This window comes from Citrobacter cronae (genome assembly GCF_016893685.1).
Classification (GTDB): Bacteria; Pseudomonadota; Gammaproteobacteria; order Enterobacterales; family Enterobacteriaceae; genus Citrobacter; species Citrobacter werkmanii.
In genome coordinates, this window is sequence record NZ_CP069763.1 from 2,956,291 (window position 1) to 2,976,954 (window position 20,664).

The window sequence follows — 20,664 nt, forward strand, 5'->3', positions numbered from 1 at the left end:
CCCATCAGTCCTTGAGGGATGTCTTTATTATATACAGATATAGCACAGGCTATATTATATAGCTATTGCTAAAACGTTAATTTTTTGTGCCCACGCAACTCTGGTTTACAATGAGCGCTCTCTAATCAGATGCCGTTAACGCGTCACAGTAACGAGGAAGCAGAATGAGTCGTCGCGCAGGTACGCCAACAACAAAAAAAGTGACGCAATTGGTGAATGTCGAAGAACACGTTGAAGGATTTCGTCAGGTCCGGGAGGCGCATCGCCGCGAGCTGATTGATGACTACGTAGAGCTGATTTCCGATCTCATTATTGAGGTGGGTGAAGCGCGCCAGGTTGACATGGCTGCCCGACTCGGGGTTTCCCAGCCGACGGTTGCCAAAATGTTGAAGCGCCTTGCTTCCGTCGGGTTGATTGAAATGATCCCCTGGCGCGGTGTGTTTTTAACCGCAGAAGGCGAACGTCTGGCCCAGGAGAGCCGGGAGCGTCATCAGATTGTGGAAAATTTCCTGTTGATGTTAGGTATCAGCCCGGAAATTGCCCGCCGTGACGCAGAGGGAATGGAGCACCACGTCAGTAAGGAAACGCTGGAGGCTTTTAGCCGTTTTACGCAACAGCAAGGATCTGGCTCTGAATGAGTTTTCCTTTACTACGCGCCTTGCAGCGCGATCGTTTTTTCCAGCTGTTAATCATCGTCGGGGTTGTACTGAGCGTGTTCACGCCATTTACGCCCCGTTCCTGGCCTGGAGCGATTGACTGGCACACCATTATTACGCTTAGCGGCCTGATGTTACTGACCAAAGGCGTTGAATTAAGCGGTTACTTCGATGTGTTAGGGCGCAAGATGACCCGCCGCTTTCACACTGAACGCCAATTGGCGATATTTATGGTGCTGGCGGCGGCGCTGCTGTCGACGTTTCTGACCAACGATGTGGCATTGTTTATTGTTGTCCCGCTGACCATCACCCTGAAAAAATTGTGCGCCATTCCGGTGAATCGCCTGATTATCTTTGAGGCGCTGGCGGTAAACGCCGGATCGTTGCTGACGCCAATCGGCAATCCGCAAAATATCCTGATGTGGGGGCGCTCCGGGTTGTCATTTACCGCGTTTACGTGGCAAATGGCGCCGCTCGCGGGTGCCATGATGCTGACGCTGGTGGTGCTGTGCTGGTTCAGTTTCCCGAACAAAGCATTGCACTATCATACCGGGACGCGCGCGCCAGACTGGCAACCACGCCTGGTGTGGAGCTGTCTGGCGCTGTATATCATCTTTCTGACGGCGCTGGAGTTAAAACAAGAGCTGTGGGGTCTGGCGATTGTGGCGGCGGGGTTCATGGTTCTGGCGCGTCGCGTCATCCTCAGCGTGGACTGGACGCTGCTGCTGGTATTTATGGCGATGTTTATCGATGTGTATTTGCTGACGCAGCTACCGGCATTGCAGGGGATAACGCACCAGATTGGCACGCTCTCAGCGCCGGGTCTCTGGTTGACGGCCATTGGCCTGTCGCAGTTTATCAGTAATGTTCCCAGTACGATTTTGTTGCTGAACTACGTTCCGCCGACGCTGCTGCTGGCCTGGGCAGTTAATGTGGGTGGATTTGGTCTGCTGCCGGGATCGCTGGCGAATCTTATCGCTTTACGCATGGCAAACGATCGACGGATCTGGTGGCGTTTTCATTGGTATTCGTTGCCGATGCTGATATGGGCGGCGCTGGTAGGGTATGTTTTGCTGCAGATGATGTAATTGATATGGTGTGCCGGATGGCGGCTGGCGCCTGATCCGGCCTACTGCGTTGGTAGGCCCGATAAGCGTAGCGCCATCGGGCATGTATAGCAGATTAGTTCAGACGAACCGGCATACCAGAACGGTTCTGTACCGCCTGCTCAACGACGGACTGATCGACATCAGACTGACCGGTGACGCTGGTAATGCTCTTGTTCAGCGTAATCGGTACGATTTCCCCGCCTTCAAACTGTGCTTCCGTGGTGGACAGCGGGTTGTGTACCTCGATGTAGCGGCTGCCGTCTGGTTCGGTAGTGGCTTTCACCGGCTCATCGATAAACTGTACGCGAGTGCCGACCGGCACATTTTCAAACAGGAATTTGATGTCGTCGTTACGCAGACGGACACAACCGTGGCTGACACGTAAACCAACGCCGAAGTTAGCATTGGTGCCGTGAATAGCATACAGACGGCCGATATACAGTGCGTACAGCCCCATCGGGTTATCCGGGCCTGCCGGAACCACGGCTGGCAGCGGTTCGCCCGCAGCGCGGTATTCCGCATGCATTTTCGCCGTTGGCGTCCAGGTTGGGCCCGCTTTCTTACGTTCTACTTTGGTGGTCCAGTTGATCGGCGTGTCTTTGCCTAACTGGCCGATACCGATCGGCAGAACGATAACGGTGTTGGTGCCTTTCGGGTAGTAGTACAGACGCATTTCAGCGCTGTTGATAACAATACCTTCATGCACGGTATCCGGCAGGATCAACTGCTGAGGAATGTTCAGTACGGTGCCGCCCTTCGGCAGGAAAGTATCCACGCCAGGGTTCGCTTCCAGCATGTTAGACAGACCCATCTGATATTCTGCCGCAAAATACTCCAGCGGTTGGGTATTGCCTTCAGGAATGGTGATGACCTGGTTTTGGCCAATCAAACGGCTACCATCGGTAGGCAGCGGGTACGTGACGGCTGAGGCAGTGTTGCAAAAACCAACTACTGCAAGTGCCGCCGCGAAAAGCGTTGTCAATTTCATATTCATCTTCATGTATGCGAGATTCAGTGCCAGGCAGGCGAGTGGGTTGAGATTTATGTAGTGTTGGGCACGCATTATATGTGCAATCTGAGCAACAAGGAATTCGGATGTGTACTAAATCACATTTTTTTCCTTTTGCTTTCACTTTCCCCCTTCAGCATGAAGGGGCGATCTTATCGTAGACTTATGGCATAATAAGCGGTTTGTCACATATTTCTTTCTCTTTCAGGATACGCCAGTGTTAGTTTCCAGCAACGTCACCATGCAGTTTGGCAGTAAGCCGCTGTTTGAAAATATTTCCGTCAAATTTGGCGGCGGCAACCGTTACGGCCTGATTGGCGCGAACGGTAGCGGTAAATCCACTTTTATGAAAATTCTCGGCGGTGATCTCGAACCGACGCTGGGTAACGTTTCCCTCGATCCGAATGAGCGCATCGGTAAGCTGCGTCAGGATCAGTTCGCCTTTGAAGAGTTCACCGTGCTTGACACCGTGATCATGGGGCATGCTGAACTGTGGGCAGTGAAGCAGGAGCGCGATCGTATATACGCGCTGGCCGAAATGAGTGAAGAAGACGGCTATAAAGTGGCTGACCTCGAAGTTCAGTACGGTGAAATGGACGGTTATTCTGCTGAAGCGCGTGCGGGCGAACTGCTGCTGGGCGTGGGTATTCCGGTAGAACAACATTACGGGCCGATGAGCGAAGTCGCACCCGGCTGGAAGCTGCGTGTGCTTCTGGCGCAGGCGCTGTTCTCTAACCCGGACATTCTGCTGCTCGACGAACCAACGAACAACCTGGATATCGACACCATCCGCTGGCTGGAGCAGACGCTGAACGAACGTGACAGCACCATGATCATCATTTCGCACGACCGTCACTTCCTGAACATGGTCTGCACGCACATGGCGGATCTGGACTACGGCGAACTGCGTGTTTATCCGGGGAACTACGACGAATACATGACGGCGGCCACCCAGGCGCGTGAACGTCTGCTGGCCGATAACGCCAAGAAGAAAGCGCAGATTGCTGACCTGCAATCTTTCGTCAGCCGCTTTAGCGCCAACGCCTCAAAATCTCGTCAGGCGACTTCCCGCGCCCGTCAGATCGATAAAATTAAACTGGAAGAAGTTAAAGCTTCCAGCCGTCAGAACCCGTTCATTCGCTTCGAGCAGGATAAGAAACTGTTCCGTAACGCGCTGGAAGTGGAAGCGCTTACTAAAGGTTTTGATGAAGGCCCGCTGTTTAAAAACTTCAATCTGCTGCTCGAGGTGGGTGAGAAGATTGCCATTCTGGGCGCCAACGGCGTGGGTAAATCCACTATGCTGAAAACGCTGGTCGGTGATTTGCAGCCGGATAACGGTACCGTGAAGTGGTCCGAAAACGCGCAAGTTGGTTACTATGCGCAGGATCATGAATATGAGTTCGAAAACGATCTGACCGTATTCGAGTGGATGAGCCAGTGGAAACAAGAAGGCGATGATGAACAGGTTGTGCGCAGCTTCCTCGGTCGTCTGCTGTTCAGCCAGGACGATATCAAGAAGCCTGCAAAAGTGCTCTCCGGTGGTGAAAAAGGGCGCATGCTGTTCGGTAAGCTGATGATGCAGAAACCGAATATTCTGGTAATGGATGAACCAACTAACCACCTGGATATGGAATCGATTGAGTCGCTGAACATGGCGCTGGAAATGTATCAGGGCACGTTGATTTTCGTTTCTCACGACCGTGAGTTCGTCAGTTCTCTGGCAACCCGTGTGATTGAAATTACGCCGGAGCGCGTGATCGACTTCACCGGTAACTACGAAGATTACCTGCGTAGTAAAGGTATCGACGGCTAATTTCCCGTCGTCTTTCACGCTGCAGATGTGTTGGCTTCACCTGTTCACCCCGGTCACTTACTAATGTAAGCTCCCGGGGATTCACAGGTTTGCCGCCTTCCTGCAGCGCGAAATACTTAGGGAAAGGCGTCGAGCCTTTATTTCCTCTCCCTGTGGGAGAGGGGTAGGGTGAGGGCATCAGGCAGCACTACACCAGCCACTCGCCCCCTTCAACCCCATTCACCAGCAGCTTACGTTTTTCCCCCGCCGGTAACGACACCTTCAGCGCCTTCCACGCCGGATGATAATCCCCACGCGCGTTGACCTTCAGATTGATCGCTGCGCCATCACACACCATCTCCCATTCCACCCACAGCGCATTGCCATTCTGGTAGCCCCAGCTTTCGCCGTCATCTTCAAACAGCAGGCCGGAGGTTGTGCCGACGCCTTTCACCGGGAACAGCTTCAGCTCACGGGTGTTGTCTTTTTCAGCAGACACGTGGGTAATGCGTTCGCTTAGCGGAAGAGCAGCACCTGCGCGTACCAGCAGCGGCAGTTTTTCCAGCGGCGCGTCGAGAACGATCGATTGCCCGCCAGCGAACCACTCGTTGGTATAAAAATCGTACCAACCGGTTTCGTTATCCGGCAGCCAGACGCGACGCTCGCGCTGCCCGGCTTCGACGACGCTTGCCACCAGCAGGTCGCGGCCCAGCAGGAAGTCATCGCACTCTTCAAAGGTCTGCGCATCGTGCTCGTGATCGAGGAAGGTCGGGCGCAGCATCGGCTCGTCGTCGGCATGCGCCTGCCAGAGCAGGGTGTAAAGATACGGCAGCAGGCGATAGCGCAGTTCAATGGCTCCACGAATGGCAGGCGTCACGCCCGGATACATCCACGGCTCGTTCACCGTGTGGTCATCATTCCAAGAGTGAATGGTAAAGCGCGGATGCATCACGCCGTTTTGTACCCAGCGGACAAACAGCTCGGCGTCCGGTTTGTCGCCGGAGAAACCGCCGACGTCGTGACCGACGTTGAACAGCCCGGACAAGCTCATCCCCAGCCCCATGCGGGTGTTGAAGCGCAGGGTGTCCCAACTGGTGCGGTTATCACCGCTCCAGGTCTGCACGTAGCGCTGCATCCCGGCGCAGCCGGAACGGGAGATGAGATACGGGCGCTTCTCCGGGGCGAAACGCTGCTGCGCTTCCAGCGAGGCGCGCATCATCAGCAGCGGCATCACCGGGCGAATGTGCTTGATAGCGATCTCCTGGCCGAAGCCATGGCAGCGCGCTTCGCCGTCCCACACTTCAAACTCGTTGTTGTCGTTCCAGGTGGCGTCGATCCCCATCTCCAGCAACTGCGTGGTCACGCCTTCCTGCCACCACTGGATAGTCTGCGGGTTGGTAAAGTCAAGGTTAGAGCCTTCATCATCCCAGAAGCTGGAACGTTCTGGCGCATCGGTTTCTGAATCGCGAATAAACAGGCCGCGTTCTGCCACTTCGTTATAACGCGGGTGATCCTGCAACAGGCACGGTTTGATATTGGCCGCCAGTTTCAGCCCCGCGTCGTGGAACGCCTGGCTCATCACCTTCGGCTGCGGCACCTTGTCGTAGTTCCAGTTAAAGACGTAGCGCTTGCCGTTGATCGAGGTGTAGCCGGACGAGAGCTGGAACGAGTCGCACGGAATAGCGTGGTCTGCGCACAGGCGGATGAAGTTCATGAGCTGGTTCTGCGCGTCCGGTGCGTCGGTGTAATGCATGGTCGAGCCGCTGTAGCCCAGGCTCCATTTGGGTCCGAACAGCGTTTTGCCGGTCAGACGGACAAAGGCTTTGGTGACGTCCAGCACGCGCTTGCCGGTAAAGATGTAGTAATCAATATCACCGGCTTCCGCCTGCCAGCGGCGATAGGCGGTGTGGTAGTTATCGATTTCGTTACCCAAATCCAGCCAGCAACTGCTCAGGTTGTCGTAGAACAGGCCGTAGCTCACATCATGACGGCGGGCGATAGTGAATGGGATGTGCTTGTACAGCGGGTCAGTGCTGACTGCGTTATAGCCCATCGCATCGAGGTTGCGCATTTCATAGCGTTTACCGTTACGCTGCAGATCGCCCGCTTTCTCGCCCAGGCCGTAGAAACGCTCATCCTTAGAGCGGCTCAGATAGTGCGCCACGCCGTCGCCGTGGGCATTCAGCAGGTAGGCGCTGGTTGGACGGTCATTGACCAGCGGCTGCCACTCGCCCGCCTCATTGCGGTAGTGCCACTCCAGCCACAGCGGCTGGTGGACGGTCACGCGTAGCTGTTCGGTTGCCACGGTTAGCGCACCATCCTGCTGCGTCAGGTTCCAGGCCGGGCAGGAGAAACCGCTTATGTCGTCACGATGGCGGCCTTCCCACGGCACGTCTTTTTCCGGTGCGATACTCCAGGTGCGGTCCAGCGCCAGCTCGCCTTTGCGCTTAACCAGCACGCGGAAAAGATTCTCTTCCAGCACATACAGACACAGACGGTGCTGGTTATCGACCAGCAGTTCAAGATGGTTTGCTGACTGCTTGTCTACGATCCAGTTTTTCAGGGTTTTCATATGTAATACATCCACTATCAGGCGCGTTTAGCGCGACGTTCAGCAATAAATGCTACCAGGAAGACAGCGCCAATCAGGTCAAAGAAGCCCATGGCAATAAACAGCGGGTTAAAGCCGATTTTGTCGGCGGTTACGCCGATTAACAGCGAGAACAGGAAGCTGGCGATCCACGCAGCAGAGCCGCGCATGCCGTTGACAGTCGCCATCTGGCCTTTGTCGAACGACTCCACGACCAGGGCGCTCAGCATGCAGGAGATGATCTGGTGCCCGAAGCCGCCGATGGAGATCAGCACGATGGTGATATACGGGTCGCGGGTGATGGCTACGATGCCCAGAGAGATCATCAGGAACGCGCCCGTCACGGAGCTTGCTACCACAGAGTTAACGCGGGAGCAGCCGAACAGACGGGTATACAGACGCGTCAGGTAACCACTCACCACGCTACCGAGGTCGGCGGCGAGGAACGGCAGCCAGGCAAACATCGCAATCTGCTTCAAATCCATACCGTGCTCTTTGGCAAGGTACAGCGGCACCCAGAAGCTCAGCACTGCCCAGGCGGGCTCCGCCATAAAGGCCGGGATGGCGATGCCGTAGAAGCGTTTGTTTTTTGAGACGGTCTTCAGCGCAGTCAGGAAGGGCAGTTTGACCGCTGGCGGTTCGTTATCCTGCTTAATAAACGCCAGCTCGTCCTTACTCAGGTTCGGGTGCTGTTCCGGATTGTGGTAGAACGCCCACCACAGGATCACCCATAGCAGCGCCAGCACGCCGGTAAACATAAACGCGCCCTGCCAGCCGAACGAGGCGTGAGCAAAGTAGATGATAGGCGGTGCCAGCATCGCGCCGATGGAGAAACCCACACCCGCCCAACCTGCGGCAACAGGACGTTCTGATTTCGGGAACCATTCGCCAATGGTTTTGGCGTTCGCCGGGGTCGCAGCCGCTTCGGTCGCTCCCATAAAGAAGCGAAGAATGGCCAGGTGTAGCCAACTTCCGGCGCCCGCGTGGAAAATACACATCAGCGCCCATATCGCGGCGCAGATCATAAAGCCAATCTTCAGGCCGATAACGTCGATCAGCCAGCCGCACAGGGGCTGGAAAATGGTGTAGGCAATCTGAAACGCGCCGACGATCCAGGAGTATTGCTCGGTGGTGATGCCGAGGCTCTCTTTCAACTCCGGAGCGAGAATACCTAACGAGTTTCGGGTGATGTAGTTAACGGTGACGCCAAGTAAGAACAGCACCAGGATGTACCAGCGCAGGTTCTTGATGACGCGACGGGTGTTGCTTGTCGCAACGGTGTTATTGATGTCCTGACTCATTTTACTCTCCACAAGACGGACGGTAAGGGGACGGAGGTTCAGGTGTCACACAAATTTTTATGTATTTGATTTCTATGCGTTTTAAATACGTAAGTTGATATACAACTAGTATGGAAGTGGTGTGACAAGTTCACCTTAAGGGAGAACATGAGCGGGAAATAGTCGTTTTTGTGCAAAATTTCTCATAAATAACGTAAGTCATTTGGCATGATGGCTCCCATGCCAGTTATTTACTGATAAATACGCCATGAAAATTTTTTCATTTTGCAAATGGAGCCAGATCACAAAATGGACAAAAGGCTAAAAATTACCGAAATCGCAGCCCGTACTCAGCTCTCTATCAGCACGGTTTCCCGCGTGCTGGCGGGGAAGGCCAACACCAGTGAGAAAGCACGGGCAAAGGTGTTGGCATGCGCGCGGGAGCTGGGGGTGATTGACGGCATGGCGGCCGGGCGTTTGCTGCTTAACTCTCTGGTGGTTTTTGCGCCGCAGCGGGCGTTTGACGAGCGGTCCGACATCTTTTACTACCGCGTGATCCAGAGCGTGAGTAAAGGCCTGGCATCCCACGAGGTTCGCCTGCGCTATTGCGCGCTGGAAGAGAATGATAGCGATGCGCAGTTGTTTCTGACGCGAATGAACGAGCCGGACACCCAGGCCGCCATTCTTCTCGGTATCGACGATCCTCATATCCACGATCTGGCGGTGGATGTCGCTAAACCCTGCATGTTAATTAACTGCCGGGACCGGCACATGCGCCTGCCCGCCGTCACGCCCGATCACCGCGCCATTGGCGAACGGGCGGCGGAATATCTGTTCGAAATGGGGCACCGGGAGGTGCTGAATGTAATGTGTCTGCGCCGCTACACTATGGAGCTGCGCCTGTCGGGGATCCGCGACGCGTGGCAGTCACACAACCTGAAATTTAATGACCTGCGCGATCTGCTGGTGGTGCCGAGCTTTAGCGCTCGTGAAACGGAGGAGCTGGTAAATGCCTGGCTTATTGAGCGGCAGGGTAAGGATCTGCCGACTGCATTTTTAGTTGGCGGCGATTTTATGGCGGCGGGTACCATCAGTGCCCTGCAAAAACACGGCCTGCGCGTACCTCAGGACGTCTCTGTCATGAGCATCGACGGCTTTAATCTGGCGGCGATTCAGGATGTACCCTTAACCGCAGTGCATGTTCCCCGCGATGAACTTGGAACGGAAGCGGTATATATGCTCCAGCAGCGGCTGATGCGCCCGGATGCGCCGGTGGGGACGTTGTTGCTTAACGGCATGCTGGCCGTACGGGAATCAGTACGGCGGATACGTCAGGGGAAACGACGCACCGCCGTTGATCGGGAAGGACTGTACGACAGCTAAGCTATACCCAGCGCACGCTTACCGTGGATATTCAAATCCTCCAGCGTGAAGCGTCCTTCCCAGTCAGCTTCATAATCCTCGCGCGGGAAATCCCCCGGCGACGCGCCTTTTTCCAGCGCGGCCTTCACTTTGTGGGCGTAGGCCAGATTCTTTTCGCACATCGGCGCGGCAGGGATATACATCACATTGCCCCAGCCCTGCTGATTTTCCACCGGCGCGACGGAGTGGATCACATCGCAATGCCACCAGACGGAGTCTCCGGCGTCCAGTTGCGGAATACTGGTTAACGCCTCTATTAGCAGCGGATGCCATTGCGTGGAAATCGGCAGAACTCTGCCGGGCGCGACGCCGCAAAGCTCATCTTCCGGCACATCGTCAAGCAATGGACGTAATAGCACATAGGCCATCGCTTCAGGAATCGGGACTACGTGCAACAATCCCTGACCTGGCAACATATCGGAGAGTGCCGTCCAGCCCTGGAAGGTACGAAATACTGAACATTTAGTGGTGTTATCTACCGTGTACTCTTCAACTTCTGTGCGATGCGCCGCCTGCCATGGATCGTAATCTTCCAGCTTGCCATTGAAAACATTCGCAAAGACCTGCTGATATGCCGGCAGAAGCCAGCGCTCCAGCGCGCCGGAATCCGTATGCGCGCCCAGCCCTTTGGACGTTGTTCCCGGCTGACGACGACGTATGCGGTCAGGATAGATGACGCTGACGTCCGGGTTAAACCATTGTTTCCCTTCGCTTGTAAACGTCCACAGGCGATTAAGGAATGACTGCGCATTGGCCATTTCTTCGCTCTGACGGGCCTGCATTTGCGCCTGGGACCAGTAGATGGGGTAGATCTCCGGTCGGGATGCGCTGAGGGTGCCAAAGAAGTTATCACCGGGGCCTTTGTAGACCTCATCGAAATGGTTTCGATCCAGGTAATCGAGCATCGACTGATCCCATGCCAGCGCCTGTTCGCGGGGGAAATGTCCCTTGATGACCACGCATCCGCGACGCTTAATCTCTTCACGCTGCTCTGCGTTTACGCGTCCCGCCTTGATATCCGCATAGGACAACGTTGGCCAAACCGGAGAACCTTGCGCTTTGAGGGCGTTGATTTCCGCCACGCGAGTGGCAATGGCATCGCTCAACTGATTGAAAATCAACTGAACATCCCCAAGCTGTGCCCGCAATTGCTGTTTCATCTGACGGATTGCCGTTTTGTGATCGACGGGCAATGTGTCGCTGGTAAACGTAAAAGCCATAACCACCTCGCATTAACTTTCATTCGAAACTAATTTATCTTACACATGCAATATAAGTTAAAAATAGGTTAATGCAAGTTTAAAAACTTGATGGTGTGCACGGAATGCATTAAGCGTGAGAACCGGAGCACGCCCCGGTTAGCAGGATTAGACGTTAGTTAAAAGGAGAGGTGTTATCCAGCACCGCCTGAATCACATTCAGCGCGCCCTGATGGTTATTGTCATCGGTCTGATAGCGGGCAATCGCTTTGATGCTCTCTGCCGCATTGGCCATGGCGAAAGAGTAATGCGCCATTTTCAACATTTCTGCATCGTTGCCGCTATCGCCAATGGCGACGACGTTTTGTGGAGACAGGTTCCAGCGTTTCAGCAGGCGGCTGATACCGTTGGCTTTATGTAAGCCCGGAATAATCAAATCGATAAACCCAAAGCCGCTGGTGACGGGCTTCATTATGCCATCCAGAGCGGTATGCAGGTGATCGATAACCAACGGGATTTGTTGGTCGGGTAAGTTCAGCGAAAACTTAAACAGCACATCATCAATGTCCTGATAATCCTTCACCGGTTTCAGGCGATGGTAGTGTTTCGACATCAATGCCACGAAAGACTCAGGAGCATTCTCACTGACGTAGGCGCTTTGCAGACCACAGGCAACAAAATTGAGCTGCTTGTCTTTGAGGAGTTCGCCAATAACAATGCGTGATTCGTGACGGGTAAGCTCGCCGTGAAACAACTGCTTGCCATGCTCATAAACCAGCGCGCCATTCTCAGCGACAAACGATATTTCGTCTTTAAGCGCCGGGAAAAAGGAGATCAGCTGGAAATACTGGTTGCCGCTGGCCACGACAAATTCAATATCTCGTTTTTTCAGTTCCTGATACTGCGCCATAAAACGTGCACGATCGTATTTCTTGGCGTCGTCGAGAAAAGTTCCGTCCATATCGGTGACGATAACTTTGATGGTCATACTTGCTCCTGGCTCATAACTGCGACCAGAAACATTCTAATAACAATGTGACCTGAAGCACAAATTTAATTTCGAATGAAAGTAAAAGGCCGGGTGGCAGCTTCGCCTTACCCGGCTAAGGGGAGAGCAGTTGTAGGCCGGATAAGCGTCAGCGCATCCGGCAATGGGGAGGGTAGCGTGCCGGATGGCGGCGTGAACGCCTTATCCGGCCTACAATATTGCTTACAGCATATGCTCAGTACGCGCGATGATATCGTCCTGCGCATCCGGAGACAGGGCAGTGAAGAAGGCGGAATAGCCTGCGACACGCACCACCAGGTCACGGTATTGATCCGGGTGTTTTTTGGCTTCCAGCAGCGTTTCACGGGACACAATGTTGTACTGAATATGCCAGCCTTTGTGCTCTTCAAAGAAGGTGCGCAGCAGGATCATCAGCTTTTGTTTATCTGATTCATTCTCCAGCGTGGCCGGATTCAGCTTCTGATTTAACAACACACCGCCGAGAATGGAGCCGGTAGGCAGTTTACCCACCGAGCCAATCACCGCCGTCGGGCCGAGATGGTCCGTCCCGGAAGCCGGACTTGCGCCTTCCGCCAGCGGGGTGTGTGCTTTACGGCCATCCGGCGTTGCCATGGTTGCCGCGCCAAACGGCACGTTGGCGGAGATAGAAGAGGTCCCGGCGTAGTAATTGCCGCCAACCGGACCGCGACCATAACGTGGATTATGGTACTGTTTCAGTTCATCAATATAGGTCTGATAAGCGCGGGCCAGCAGCGTATCAACGGAATCGTCATCGTTGCCGTACTTCGGCGCGCCGTTGATCAGTCGTTGGCGTAATTGCTCGTGAGTCAGACCGTCAAAATCATCAGCCAGTGCCGCAGCTAATTGCTGCTGGCCGATAGTGCCTTGATCGAAGACCAGTTTCTTCACAGCCGCCAGGCTGTTGCCGAGGTTGGCAATACCCACCTGCAAACCTGATACCCAGTCATACTTCGCGCCGCCTTGCTTAATGCTTTTCGCGCGTTCGATACAGTCGTCTACCAGCGCCGAACAGAGAATATCGTGTACGTTCTCTTCCAGCATGGTGTCGACGACATACTCGATTTCGATGGATTTACGCGTGTAGTAGCGAATCTGTGTATCCCAGGCGTCCATCACTTCATCGAAATTGTTGAAATTGCCGGCCGAGAGCGCTTTTTCCTGCGGCAGGAAGACCTTGCCGCTGGTGGCATCGCGTCCGCCTTCCAGCGCCGCCAGCATCACACGGGCAAAGTTAATAAAGCTCATACCGGTACAACGATAGCCCCATTTGCCGCCAACGGCGGTTTCGATGCAACCAATGGCCGCATAGTCGTAGGCATCCTGCGGTTCAATGCCAAGCTTGATAAATTCAGGTATGACGATTTCATCGTTGTTAAAGGCTGGCATCCCGAAGCCGCAGCGAATGACCTGCACACAGGCATCAAGGAAATCGTTACTCATCCCCGCATGATAGCGCACGCTCAGGTTAGGCTGAGTAGAGCGCAGGCGGCCGCAGGATTCGAGAATGGCGTAGGAGAGCGGGTTGACGGCATCCACCGCCTGACCGTTAACCAGATTCTGTCCGCCAATGGTCACGTTCTGATACAGCGGGCTACCTGCCGATGCTTTGGAGTGGGAGCCGGAGCGGATTTTGTTCACTTCCAGCAGTTTCAGCCAGCAGCTGTGCAGCAGCTCAATGGCGTGTTCGCGATCCAGCGATTGATTCAGCTCCACATCACGACGGTAGAAAGGATAGAGATACTGGTCCATGCGACCAAACGACACTGAATGGCCGTTGGATTCAATTTGCAGAATCAACTGGATGAAGTAGCACAACTGCAGCGCCTGCCAGAACGTTTTAGGCGGCTCATGGGCAATCACATCACAGTTTTCCGCCATGGTCAGCAGCTCTTCGCGACGGCTGGCGCGGGTTTCCGTGGACGCCATTTTTCGTGCCAGAGCGGCAAAGCGCTCAATATGCAGACTGACGGCCTCCAGCACGATATCAATCGCTTTCAGGAACTGATCGCCATGGAGGTCTTCCAGACAAGTCAGATTGATGCGGGAGCGACGTTCATCAACTTTGTGGCGCAGGCCGTCGAGACCTTTTTCCAGCAGCAGCGGGAAGTTTACCGCCAGGTGTGCGTCGCCGGAAGTCATATTGCCTTCGGCTTTGATAATGCCGGTTTCCAGCAGACCTTTCTGCTCGTCGGTAAACATCCCGTAGCAGCGATCCTGTACGGTCTGGCCGCGCCACCACGGGCACACCTCGTGCAATACGCGTTTGTTCTCTTCACTTACCGAAAAGCCAGCGCCCGGCCTGTCGGCGAGGTCATCGATCTCTTTTTCAATCCAGGAGACGGTGTATTCCGGGAAGATCGGTGCAGCGCGCACTTCGCTCGCCTGGTTGCCGATAATCAGTTCGTCATGCTTAATCCAGATAGTACGTTCCGCCAGATGATGGGCCAGCGCCAGCGCACGGCGTACCGGGATCGGCTTATCCAGATGTTGTTGATACATCTCGGTATAGTGCTGGGCGCGCTCGGTGCAAACCGGCGGCTTCACGATGTGGATCAGGGCTGTTTTATGCGCTTTGATACGGTCGCTGAGTGTGTCCAGTTTCAGAGTGGTCATGGCGATTATCCTCGTAGGGTCGCGGTTAAACCTTTATGGCGGGCATACTGCTGAGCAAATTCGAGCAGGGCAGGCGCCTCAAGCGGTTTATCCGGTGCGTTGTAGGGTTGACTGAGTAAGTGGTATTTATTGATGCCCAGGGTGTGATAGGGCAAAAAATGGATCTCTCCGACGTGAAGCTCGTCGGCAGCAAAATCGGTAATAGCCTGGATGGCGGCTTCGTCAGCGTTGAAACCCTGAATCAGCGGTACGCGGATAATCATTTTTTTACCCGCAGCGGCCAATTTTTTCAGATTGTCTAATACACGAGAGGCACTGCCATCGGTCCACTGCTTAAACGGCGCGTCGGCGACATGTTTTAAATCAGCCAGGAACAGATCAACGTAAGGTAATGACGGCTCGATATACTTCCACGGCACATGCAGACAGGTTTCGACCGCCGTATGAATGCCCGCATCGTGGCTGGCCTTGAATAATTCTGCCGCCAGTTCTGGCTGCATAAACGGTTCGCCACCGGAGAGGGTGAGACCCCCACCGCTACGATCGTAAAACGGTTTATCACGCAGTACGGTCGCCATGATGTCGTCCACGCTTTTTACCTCTCCGCAGACGGTCAGCGCCAGGGTTGGACAGCAGTCAGTTAGCGCGGCGAAAGCGTCATCGGTCAGTTTTTCGCGATGAATAAGCAGGCCGCTCAGCGCTCGCTCAATCACCGCAGGTGCCGCCTGAGCACAGAGATCGCAACCGTCCAGACACAAACGTGCGTCGTAGAGCAGGTCCTGTGTGCGGGCGCGGCTTTCCGGATTCTGACACCAACGACAGCCCAGGGAGCATCCCTTAAGGAACACCACGGTACGGATACCGGGGCCATCATGCGTGGAATAGCGCTGGATATTGAAAATCATAAGCGACCTCTTTTCTTTCGTATAAAGATTAAATTACTTTCGAATGAAAGTTATATTGACGTGCGTCAACTAACCGTGAGGTTTCGCCGTGCTACCTTTTATTCATGCTAATTATTCGTTTGAGGAAAGGTTATGGAACTCTATTTAGATACGTCTGATGTTGCCGCTGTCAAAGCTCTGGCGCGTGTTTTGCCGTTGGCTGGGGTGACCACTAACCCGAGTATTGTGGCGGCAGGTAAAGAGAGGCTGGAAGTGTTGCTGCCGCAACTGCAGGAAGCGATGGGAGGACAAGGCCGGCTGTTTGCACAGGTGATGGCGACGACCGCCGAAGGCATGGTCAATGATGCGCGTAAACTGCGGGCAATTATCGCGGATATCGTGGTCAAAGTGCCGGTGACGGCAGAAGGTCTGGCGGCAATTAAGCTACTGAAAGAAGAAGGGATCCCGACGCTGGGTACCGCGGTATACGGTGCTGCGCAAGGGCTGCTAGCGGCGCTGGCGGGAGCGGAATATGTTGCGCCATACGTAAACCGCGTGGATGCGCAGGGGGGAGATGGTATTCAGACGGTGACCGAACTGCAAACCTTACTGAACATGCATGCGCCGCACGCCAAAGTACTGGCAGCCAGCTTCAAAACGCCGCGTCAGGCGCTGGATTGCCTGCTGGCAGGCTGCGAGTCTATCACGCTGCCGCTGGACGTGGCGCAGCAGTTTATGACCTCTCCGGCTGTGGATGCGGCGATTGTGAAGTTTGAGCAGGACTGGCAGGGGGCGTTTGGACGGACGTCGATCTAGTTTTAGGTCGGATTACTCCGGCATATTTGCGTAGGTGATTCCGTTAAAATGAATCTGTTGCAGTTAAGAGCAATAAACTGCGAATCCCCCTCGTAAAACCGGTAAAGCCTGCATGCTACCCGTCATCGCGACGGGTACATTCACGTCATCATGTTTATCAGGTGACGGACCGCCATGAAAAAAACACCTACAGCCACACCGCACGATGCGCTGTTTAAAACATTTTTAAAATACCCTGCCACAGCCCGTGATTTTATTGAAATTCATCTTCCTCCCACGCTACGGGCGCTTTGTGATCTGGCGACGTTAGAACTGCAACCTACCAGTTTTATTGAAGAAAACTTACGCGCATATTATTCAGATGTGCTTTGGTCGATGAAAACCAGTGAAGGGGAGGGTTATATCTATGTCGTGATTGAACATCAAAGTCGTCCTGATGTGCATATGTCGTTTCGCCTGATGCGTTATGCGATAGCGGCAATGCAAAGCCACCTTGACGCCGGGCATACCCGCTTACCGTTAGTCGTGCCGATGTTGTTTTATCATGGCGTCGATACGCCTTATCCCTTCTCTTTATGCTGGCTGGATGAGTTTGATAATCCGCTCCTGGCGCGCCAGCTTTATCTGTCGGCATTTTCATTGGTGGATATTACCGTGATCCCGGATGAAGAAATTATGCAGCACCGGCGTATTGCACTGCTGGAATTGATTCAAAAGCATATTCGCCAGCGCGATTTAGTAGGACTGGTGGACAATCTGGCTACGCTGCTGGTTACAGGAAGTGCTAATGACAGCCAGCTAAAAGCGCTGTTTAATTATCTGCTAATCCAGCATGGTCACAAACCGCGCTTTGGGCGATTTATGCGTAAGCTGGCGCAGCAGGTACCCGAACACAAGGAGCGTACAATGAATATTGTTGAAAAAATACGTAGGGCAGGGGAGCGAAAGGGGCTACGGAAAGGCATGCGTCAAGGTTTAGCTGAAGGTCGTCGCGAGGAAGCGCAGCGCATTGCCCACTCAATGCTGGCCGATGGTCTCCCACGGGAGCTTATCGTGAGAATCACCGGGCTATCTGAGGAAGATATTAAATCTTTGACGCATTGAATGTATGTTAATACAGCCCCGGAAAATAAATGCCGCCGGGGCTTACCGTTACTGCCCGCACACCTCACATCCCGGGTTACGCATCAGCTTCATTTCGCGAAACTGGCAGGTCATGGCGTCGTACATGACGATTTTTCCAGATGCGGGTTTACCGTAGTTTGCCAATAATTTAATGGCTTCCATGGCCTGTAATGAGCCGATCACGCCGATTAGCGGAGCCATTACGCCAGCTTCCACGCAGGTGAGGGCATTTTCACCGAACAGGCGGCTCAGGCAACGGTAGCAAGGTTCGCCTTCCTGATAGGTAAAGACGGTAATTTGTCCTTCCATGCGAATTGCCGCCCCGGAAACCAGCGGAACCTTTGCGCTAAAGCATCCGGCATTAAGCTGATTGCGGATGCTGACGTTATCCGTACAGTCCAGCACCAAATCGTATTTGGCGATCAGCGCGTGAATTTCGCTATCATCCAGCAGCGCATTCACTGGCGTAATGGCGATATAAGGGTTAATCCGCGCCAGCGCGTCGCGGGCGGATAGCACTTTCGGCTGCCCTACGGTTGCATCGCTGTGCAGCGTCTGACGCTGGAGGTTCGACACGGAAACGGTGTCAAAGTCGAGCAGCGTTAAATGTCCGATGCCTGCGCCTGCCAGGTATTGGGTCGCGGCGCAGCCAAGCCCCCCCAGACCAACGACCAGTACCCGCGCCTCCTTCAGCGCTTCCTGACCTTCAAAATCGAAGCCGCGCAGAATGATTTGCCGGTTATAGCGCATCATCTCCTGGTCGCTGAGTTCCGCCATTACAGACCTCCAAACAGCGCGTTAAACGGCTCGACTTCAACCCACTCTCCGGCTTCAACGTTACCACGATCGCGTTCCAGCACGATAAAACAGTTGCCGAGGCTAAAGGAGCTAAAAATATGTGAGCCCTGGTGTCCGGTGGTGGTGACTTCCAGTTCGCCTTCTGCGGTACGCTGCAATACGCCGCGTTGAAAATCCAGACGACCTGGCGTCTTCTTCAGACGTGACGCGGTGCGTACGCGTTGGCGAGGAGGCAACCCACAGCCCGTGTTGCCGCTGAGTTTCGCCAGCAGCGGTTGCACCAGTTGATAAAAGGTGAGGGCTGCTGACACCGGGTTACCCGGCAGGCCGCAAAACCAACTGTTGCTTAGTTTGCCAAAGGCGAACGGTTTGCCCGGTTTGATGGCCAGCTTCCAGAAGGCAATTTCTCCCAGTTCCTCCAGAATGGTTTTGGTGTAATCCGCTTCACCGACTGAAACGCCGCCGGAGCTGATAACGACATCGGCCTGACTGTCGGCTTCAATAAACGCCGCGCGTAGCGCGTTGGGATCGTCGCGAATAATCCCAAGGTTGATCACCTCGCAGCCCAACTGTTGCAGCATCAGGTGAACGGCCAGACGGTTGGTGTCATAAATCTGTCCGTCGCCCAGCGGTTGACCCGGCAGTTGCAGTTCATCACCAGTGGAGAACAACGCCACCCGGACTTTGCGCACGACAGGCGCATCAGCAATTCCGAGCGAGGCCAGAACCGGGAGCTCGGCGGTTGTCAGGCGGGTCCCGGCGGGGAAGACGACTGCACCGTTTGCAATATCTTCACCGCGCAGACGAATATTTTGTCCGCCGCGGACTTCGGCGGTAAAACGTACACCGTCATCGGTTTGTTCCGTTTGTTCCTGCATGACCACCGCTTCACAACCGGCAGGCACCGGGGCGCCGGTCATGATGCGGATACAGGTCCCCGCGGGCCATTCGCCGTGAAAAGGCTGTCCGGCAAAGGCTTTGCCTGCTACCGCAAGCGGCAAACCCGAGCGTAAATCGTCTAATCGCACCGCATAGCCATCCATTGCCGAATTATCGAATCCTGGTACATCAATGGGGGAAACGACGTCGGCGGCCAGAATGCGGCCAAAGCATTGAACCAGCGGCAGCGTTTCGACGGCGGTGAGCGGGGTAATACGCGACAGCATCTGAGAGAGAGCCGTTTCAAGCGGCATCAGTCCGGCGGTAAATTCCATGAGAAGACTCCTGCGGGCAAAATCGAATCCGGCCATTATGTCAGAAAATGGCCGCGGACAGTATGCTACCTCAGGCTTAGAATCAGATCTGATCAAGGTTTCATGCCAGAGGATAGCGCCACAGGAAAAATGCAGTATAGACTCAATATTTCCGCTCTTTTCCCCAGGGGGCTAAATGGCTACTCCTATTCCGGACGCAATTCGACGGCAGGTGAATGCCGCCAGTGCGCTCATCCGCCAGCTTTTCGAGGAGAATCTCGTGGCTATTCATCTGTATGGTTCTGCTGTCGACAGCGGTTTAAAACCTCTCAGCGACATTGATTTGTTGGTCACCATACGGGAACCAATGGATGCCCGGTTAAGAGAAACCGTGATGCGGGAATTGCTGACCATTTCAGCGCCGCCCGGGACCTCAGAACGTTACCGCGCGCTGGAAGTCACCGTTGTTGTGTACTCGCTGATCGTACCGTGGCAATTCCCACCCGTAAGAGAAATGCAGTTTGGCGAGTGGTTGCGTGAGGAGATCGGCGCCGGCGTGTTTGAACCGGCGCTGGCGGATGCTGATCTTGCCATTTTGCTGACCCAGGCCCGGCGCGCCAGCGTACCGTTGTTCGGTGAACCCGCTGATATATTTTTCAACGCCATTCCTGCCAATGATGTCTTGAAAACGTTTCGACATACTCTTGAACAGTGGCAAGAACCCGCAGATTTAGAGGGTGATGAGCGCAATATTATTCTGGCTCTGGCGCGTATCTGGTACAGCGTCGTGACCGGCGATATTGTCGCTAAGGATGAGGCCGCGTCGTGGCTCATGCCTAAATTGCCCGTTGAGCATGCTGACACGCTGCAAGCTGCATGTGCGGAATATCTGGGGGTGGCCAAAACGAACTGGGCTGAATCCATGCCGTCAGTACAACGGTTTGTATGGCATGCAAAAAAACAGATTACCGATCTGCTTGAATAGGTTATTCAACGTCGTCGGGGATTCATTCCTGTTAACTCCATCTGAATGACCTGACAGCATCGATTATGAGAGGCAGGCCTTTACCTTTACATGACGTCTGCATCTTTCTATATTCAAAAATCGAATCAATAAGTCACCGAAATTCTGATATTTATAACCCCGG

At 54.3% G+C, this 20,664-nt stretch carries 16 protein-coding genes; 7 read left to right on the top strand and 9 right to left on the bottom strand.

Going from position 1 to position 20,664, the window contains the following annotated elements; translation table 11 throughout:
* Positions 1 to 164: 164 nt before the first annotated feature.
* Both mntR and JSN25_RS12695 read left to right on the top strand, forming a co-directional pair.
* Positions 165 to 638 (top strand): manganese-binding transcriptional regulator MntR, encoded by a 474-nt coding sequence (gene mntR, locus JSN25_RS12690; protein ID WP_038639127.1) that lies wholly within the window; start codon positions 165 to 167, stop codon positions 636 to 638.
* The gene (locus JSN25_RS12695; RefSeq protein ID WP_085047460.1) at positions 635 to 1,744 is read left to right on the top strand and encodes an anion transporter; all 1,110 of its coding nucleotides are present in this window, start codon (positions 635 to 637) and stop codon (positions 1,742 to 1,744) included. Before mntR ends, JSN25_RS12695 begins: the two co-directional genes overlap by 4 nt.
* Before the next feature lie 94 nt (positions 1,745 to 1,838).
* Here JSN25_RS12695 and ldtB read toward each other — a convergent pair whose 3' ends face one another.
* Positions 1,839 to 2,759, bottom strand: a complete 921-nt coding sequence (gene ldtB, locus JSN25_RS12700; RefSeq protein ID WP_038643088.1) for a L,D-transpeptidase — start codon at positions 2,757 to 2,759, stop codon at positions 1,839 to 1,841.
* Positions 2,760 to 2,991: 232 nt separating this feature from the next.
* Here ldtB and JSN25_RS12705 point away from each other — a divergent pair, with 232 nt between their 5' ends.
* The gene (locus JSN25_RS12705) at positions 2,992 to 4,587 is read left to right on the top strand and encodes an ABC-F family ATPase (RefSeq protein ID WP_038639134.1); all 1,596 of its coding nucleotides are present in this window, start codon (positions 2,992 to 2,994) and stop codon (positions 4,585 to 4,587) included.
* 187 nt (positions 4,588 to 4,774) lie between these two features.
* Here the strand turns inward: JSN25_RS12705 and JSN25_RS12710 are convergent, their stop codons facing one another.
* On the bottom strand, positions 4,775 to 7,138 hold the full coding sequence (locus JSN25_RS12710) for a glycoside hydrolase family 31 protein (RefSeq protein WP_204524985.1): 2,364 nt from the start codon (positions 7,136 to 7,138) through the stop codon (positions 4,775 to 4,777).
* 17 nt (positions 7,139 to 7,155) lie between these two features.
* On the bottom strand, positions 7,156 to 8,457 hold the full coding sequence (locus tag JSN25_RS12715; protein WP_121528808.1) for an MFS transporter: 1,302 nt from the start codon (positions 8,455 to 8,457) through the stop codon (positions 7,156 to 7,158).
* A 288-nt stretch (positions 8,458 to 8,745) separates the two neighbouring features.
* On the opposite strand from JSN25_RS12715, the gene JSN25_RS12720 reads away from it, so the two are divergent.
* A complete protein-coding gene (locus JSN25_RS12720; protein ID WP_137347385.1) occupies positions 8,746 to 9,819 on the top strand; it encodes a LacI family DNA-binding transcriptional regulator in 1,074 nt (357 codons plus the stop codon).
* Here JSN25_RS12720 and JSN25_RS12725 read toward each other — a convergent pair.
* From JSN25_RS12725 to JSN25_RS12740, 4 genes are all read right to left on the bottom strand, one after another.
* Positions 9,816 to 11,078 (bottom strand): DUF1479 domain-containing protein, encoded by a 1,263-nt coding sequence (locus JSN25_RS12725; protein WP_204524986.1) that lies wholly within the window; start codon positions 11,076 to 11,078, stop codon positions 9,816 to 9,818. The genes JSN25_RS12720 and JSN25_RS12725 overlap by 4 nt on opposite strands.
* A gap of 154 nt (positions 11,079 to 11,232) precedes the next feature.
* A complete protein-coding gene (locus tag JSN25_RS12730) occupies positions 11,233 to 12,045 on the bottom strand; it encodes a Cof-type HAD-IIB family hydrolase (protein WP_199951422.1) in 813 nt (270 codons plus the stop codon).
* Positions 12,046 to 12,267: 222 nt separating this feature from the next.
* Positions 12,268 to 14,700, bottom strand: a complete 2,433-nt coding sequence (locus tag JSN25_RS12735; protein WP_204524987.1) for a glycyl radical protein — start codon at positions 14,698 to 14,700, stop codon at positions 12,268 to 12,270.
* A gap of 5 nt (positions 14,701 to 14,705) precedes the next feature.
* Positions 14,706 to 15,605 carry a glycyl-radical enzyme activating protein gene (locus tag JSN25_RS12740; RefSeq protein WP_204524988.1) on the bottom strand — a complete coding sequence of 300 codons (900 nt, stop codon included), beginning with the start codon at positions 15,603 to 15,605 and terminating at the stop codon, positions 14,706 to 14,708.
* Positions 15,606 to 15,737: 132 nt separating this feature from the next.
* On the opposite strand from JSN25_RS12740, the gene fsa reads away from it, so the two are divergent.
* Both fsa and JSN25_RS12750 read left to right on the top strand, forming a co-directional pair.
* On the top strand, positions 15,738 to 16,400 hold the full coding sequence (fsa, locus tag JSN25_RS12745) for a fructose-6-phosphate aldolase (protein WP_087857587.1): 663 nt from the start codon (positions 15,738 to 15,740) through the stop codon (positions 16,398 to 16,400).
* Positions 16,401 to 16,574: 174 nt separating this feature from the next.
* Positions 16,575 to 17,504: an Rpn family recombination-promoting nuclease/putative transposase gene (locus tag JSN25_RS12750; protein ID WP_204524989.1), complete on the top strand. Its 930-nt coding sequence runs from the start codon at positions 16,575 to 16,577 to the stop codon at positions 17,502 to 17,504.
* A gap of 48 nt (positions 17,505 to 17,552) precedes the next feature.
* On the opposite strand, the gene moeB is transcribed toward JSN25_RS12750, so the two are convergent.
* Both moeB and moeA read right to left on the bottom strand, forming a co-directional pair.
* Entirely contained in the window at positions 17,553 to 18,302 is a 750-nt protein-coding gene (gene moeB / locus JSN25_RS12755; RefSeq protein ID WP_204524990.1) for a molybdopterin-synthase adenylyltransferase MoeB, read from the bottom strand.
* Positions 18,302 to 19,537 carry a molybdopterin molybdotransferase MoeA gene (gene moeA, locus JSN25_RS12760; protein ID WP_085047453.1) on the bottom strand — a complete coding sequence of 412 codons (1,236 nt, stop codon included), beginning with the start codon at positions 19,535 to 19,537 and terminating at the stop codon, positions 18,302 to 18,304. The genes moeB and moeA overlap by 1 nt, the downstream gene beginning before the upstream one ends.
* A gap of 175 nt (positions 19,538 to 19,712) precedes the next feature.
* On the opposite strand from moeA, the gene JSN25_RS12765 reads away from it, so the two are divergent.
* Positions 19,713 to 20,501, top strand: coding sequence for an aminoglycoside adenylyltransferase family protein (locus JSN25_RS12765; protein ID WP_085047452.1), 789 nt, complete (start codon positions 19,713 to 19,715; stop codon positions 20,499 to 20,501).
* The last annotated feature ends 163 nt before the right edge of the window (positions 20,502 to 20,664 follow it).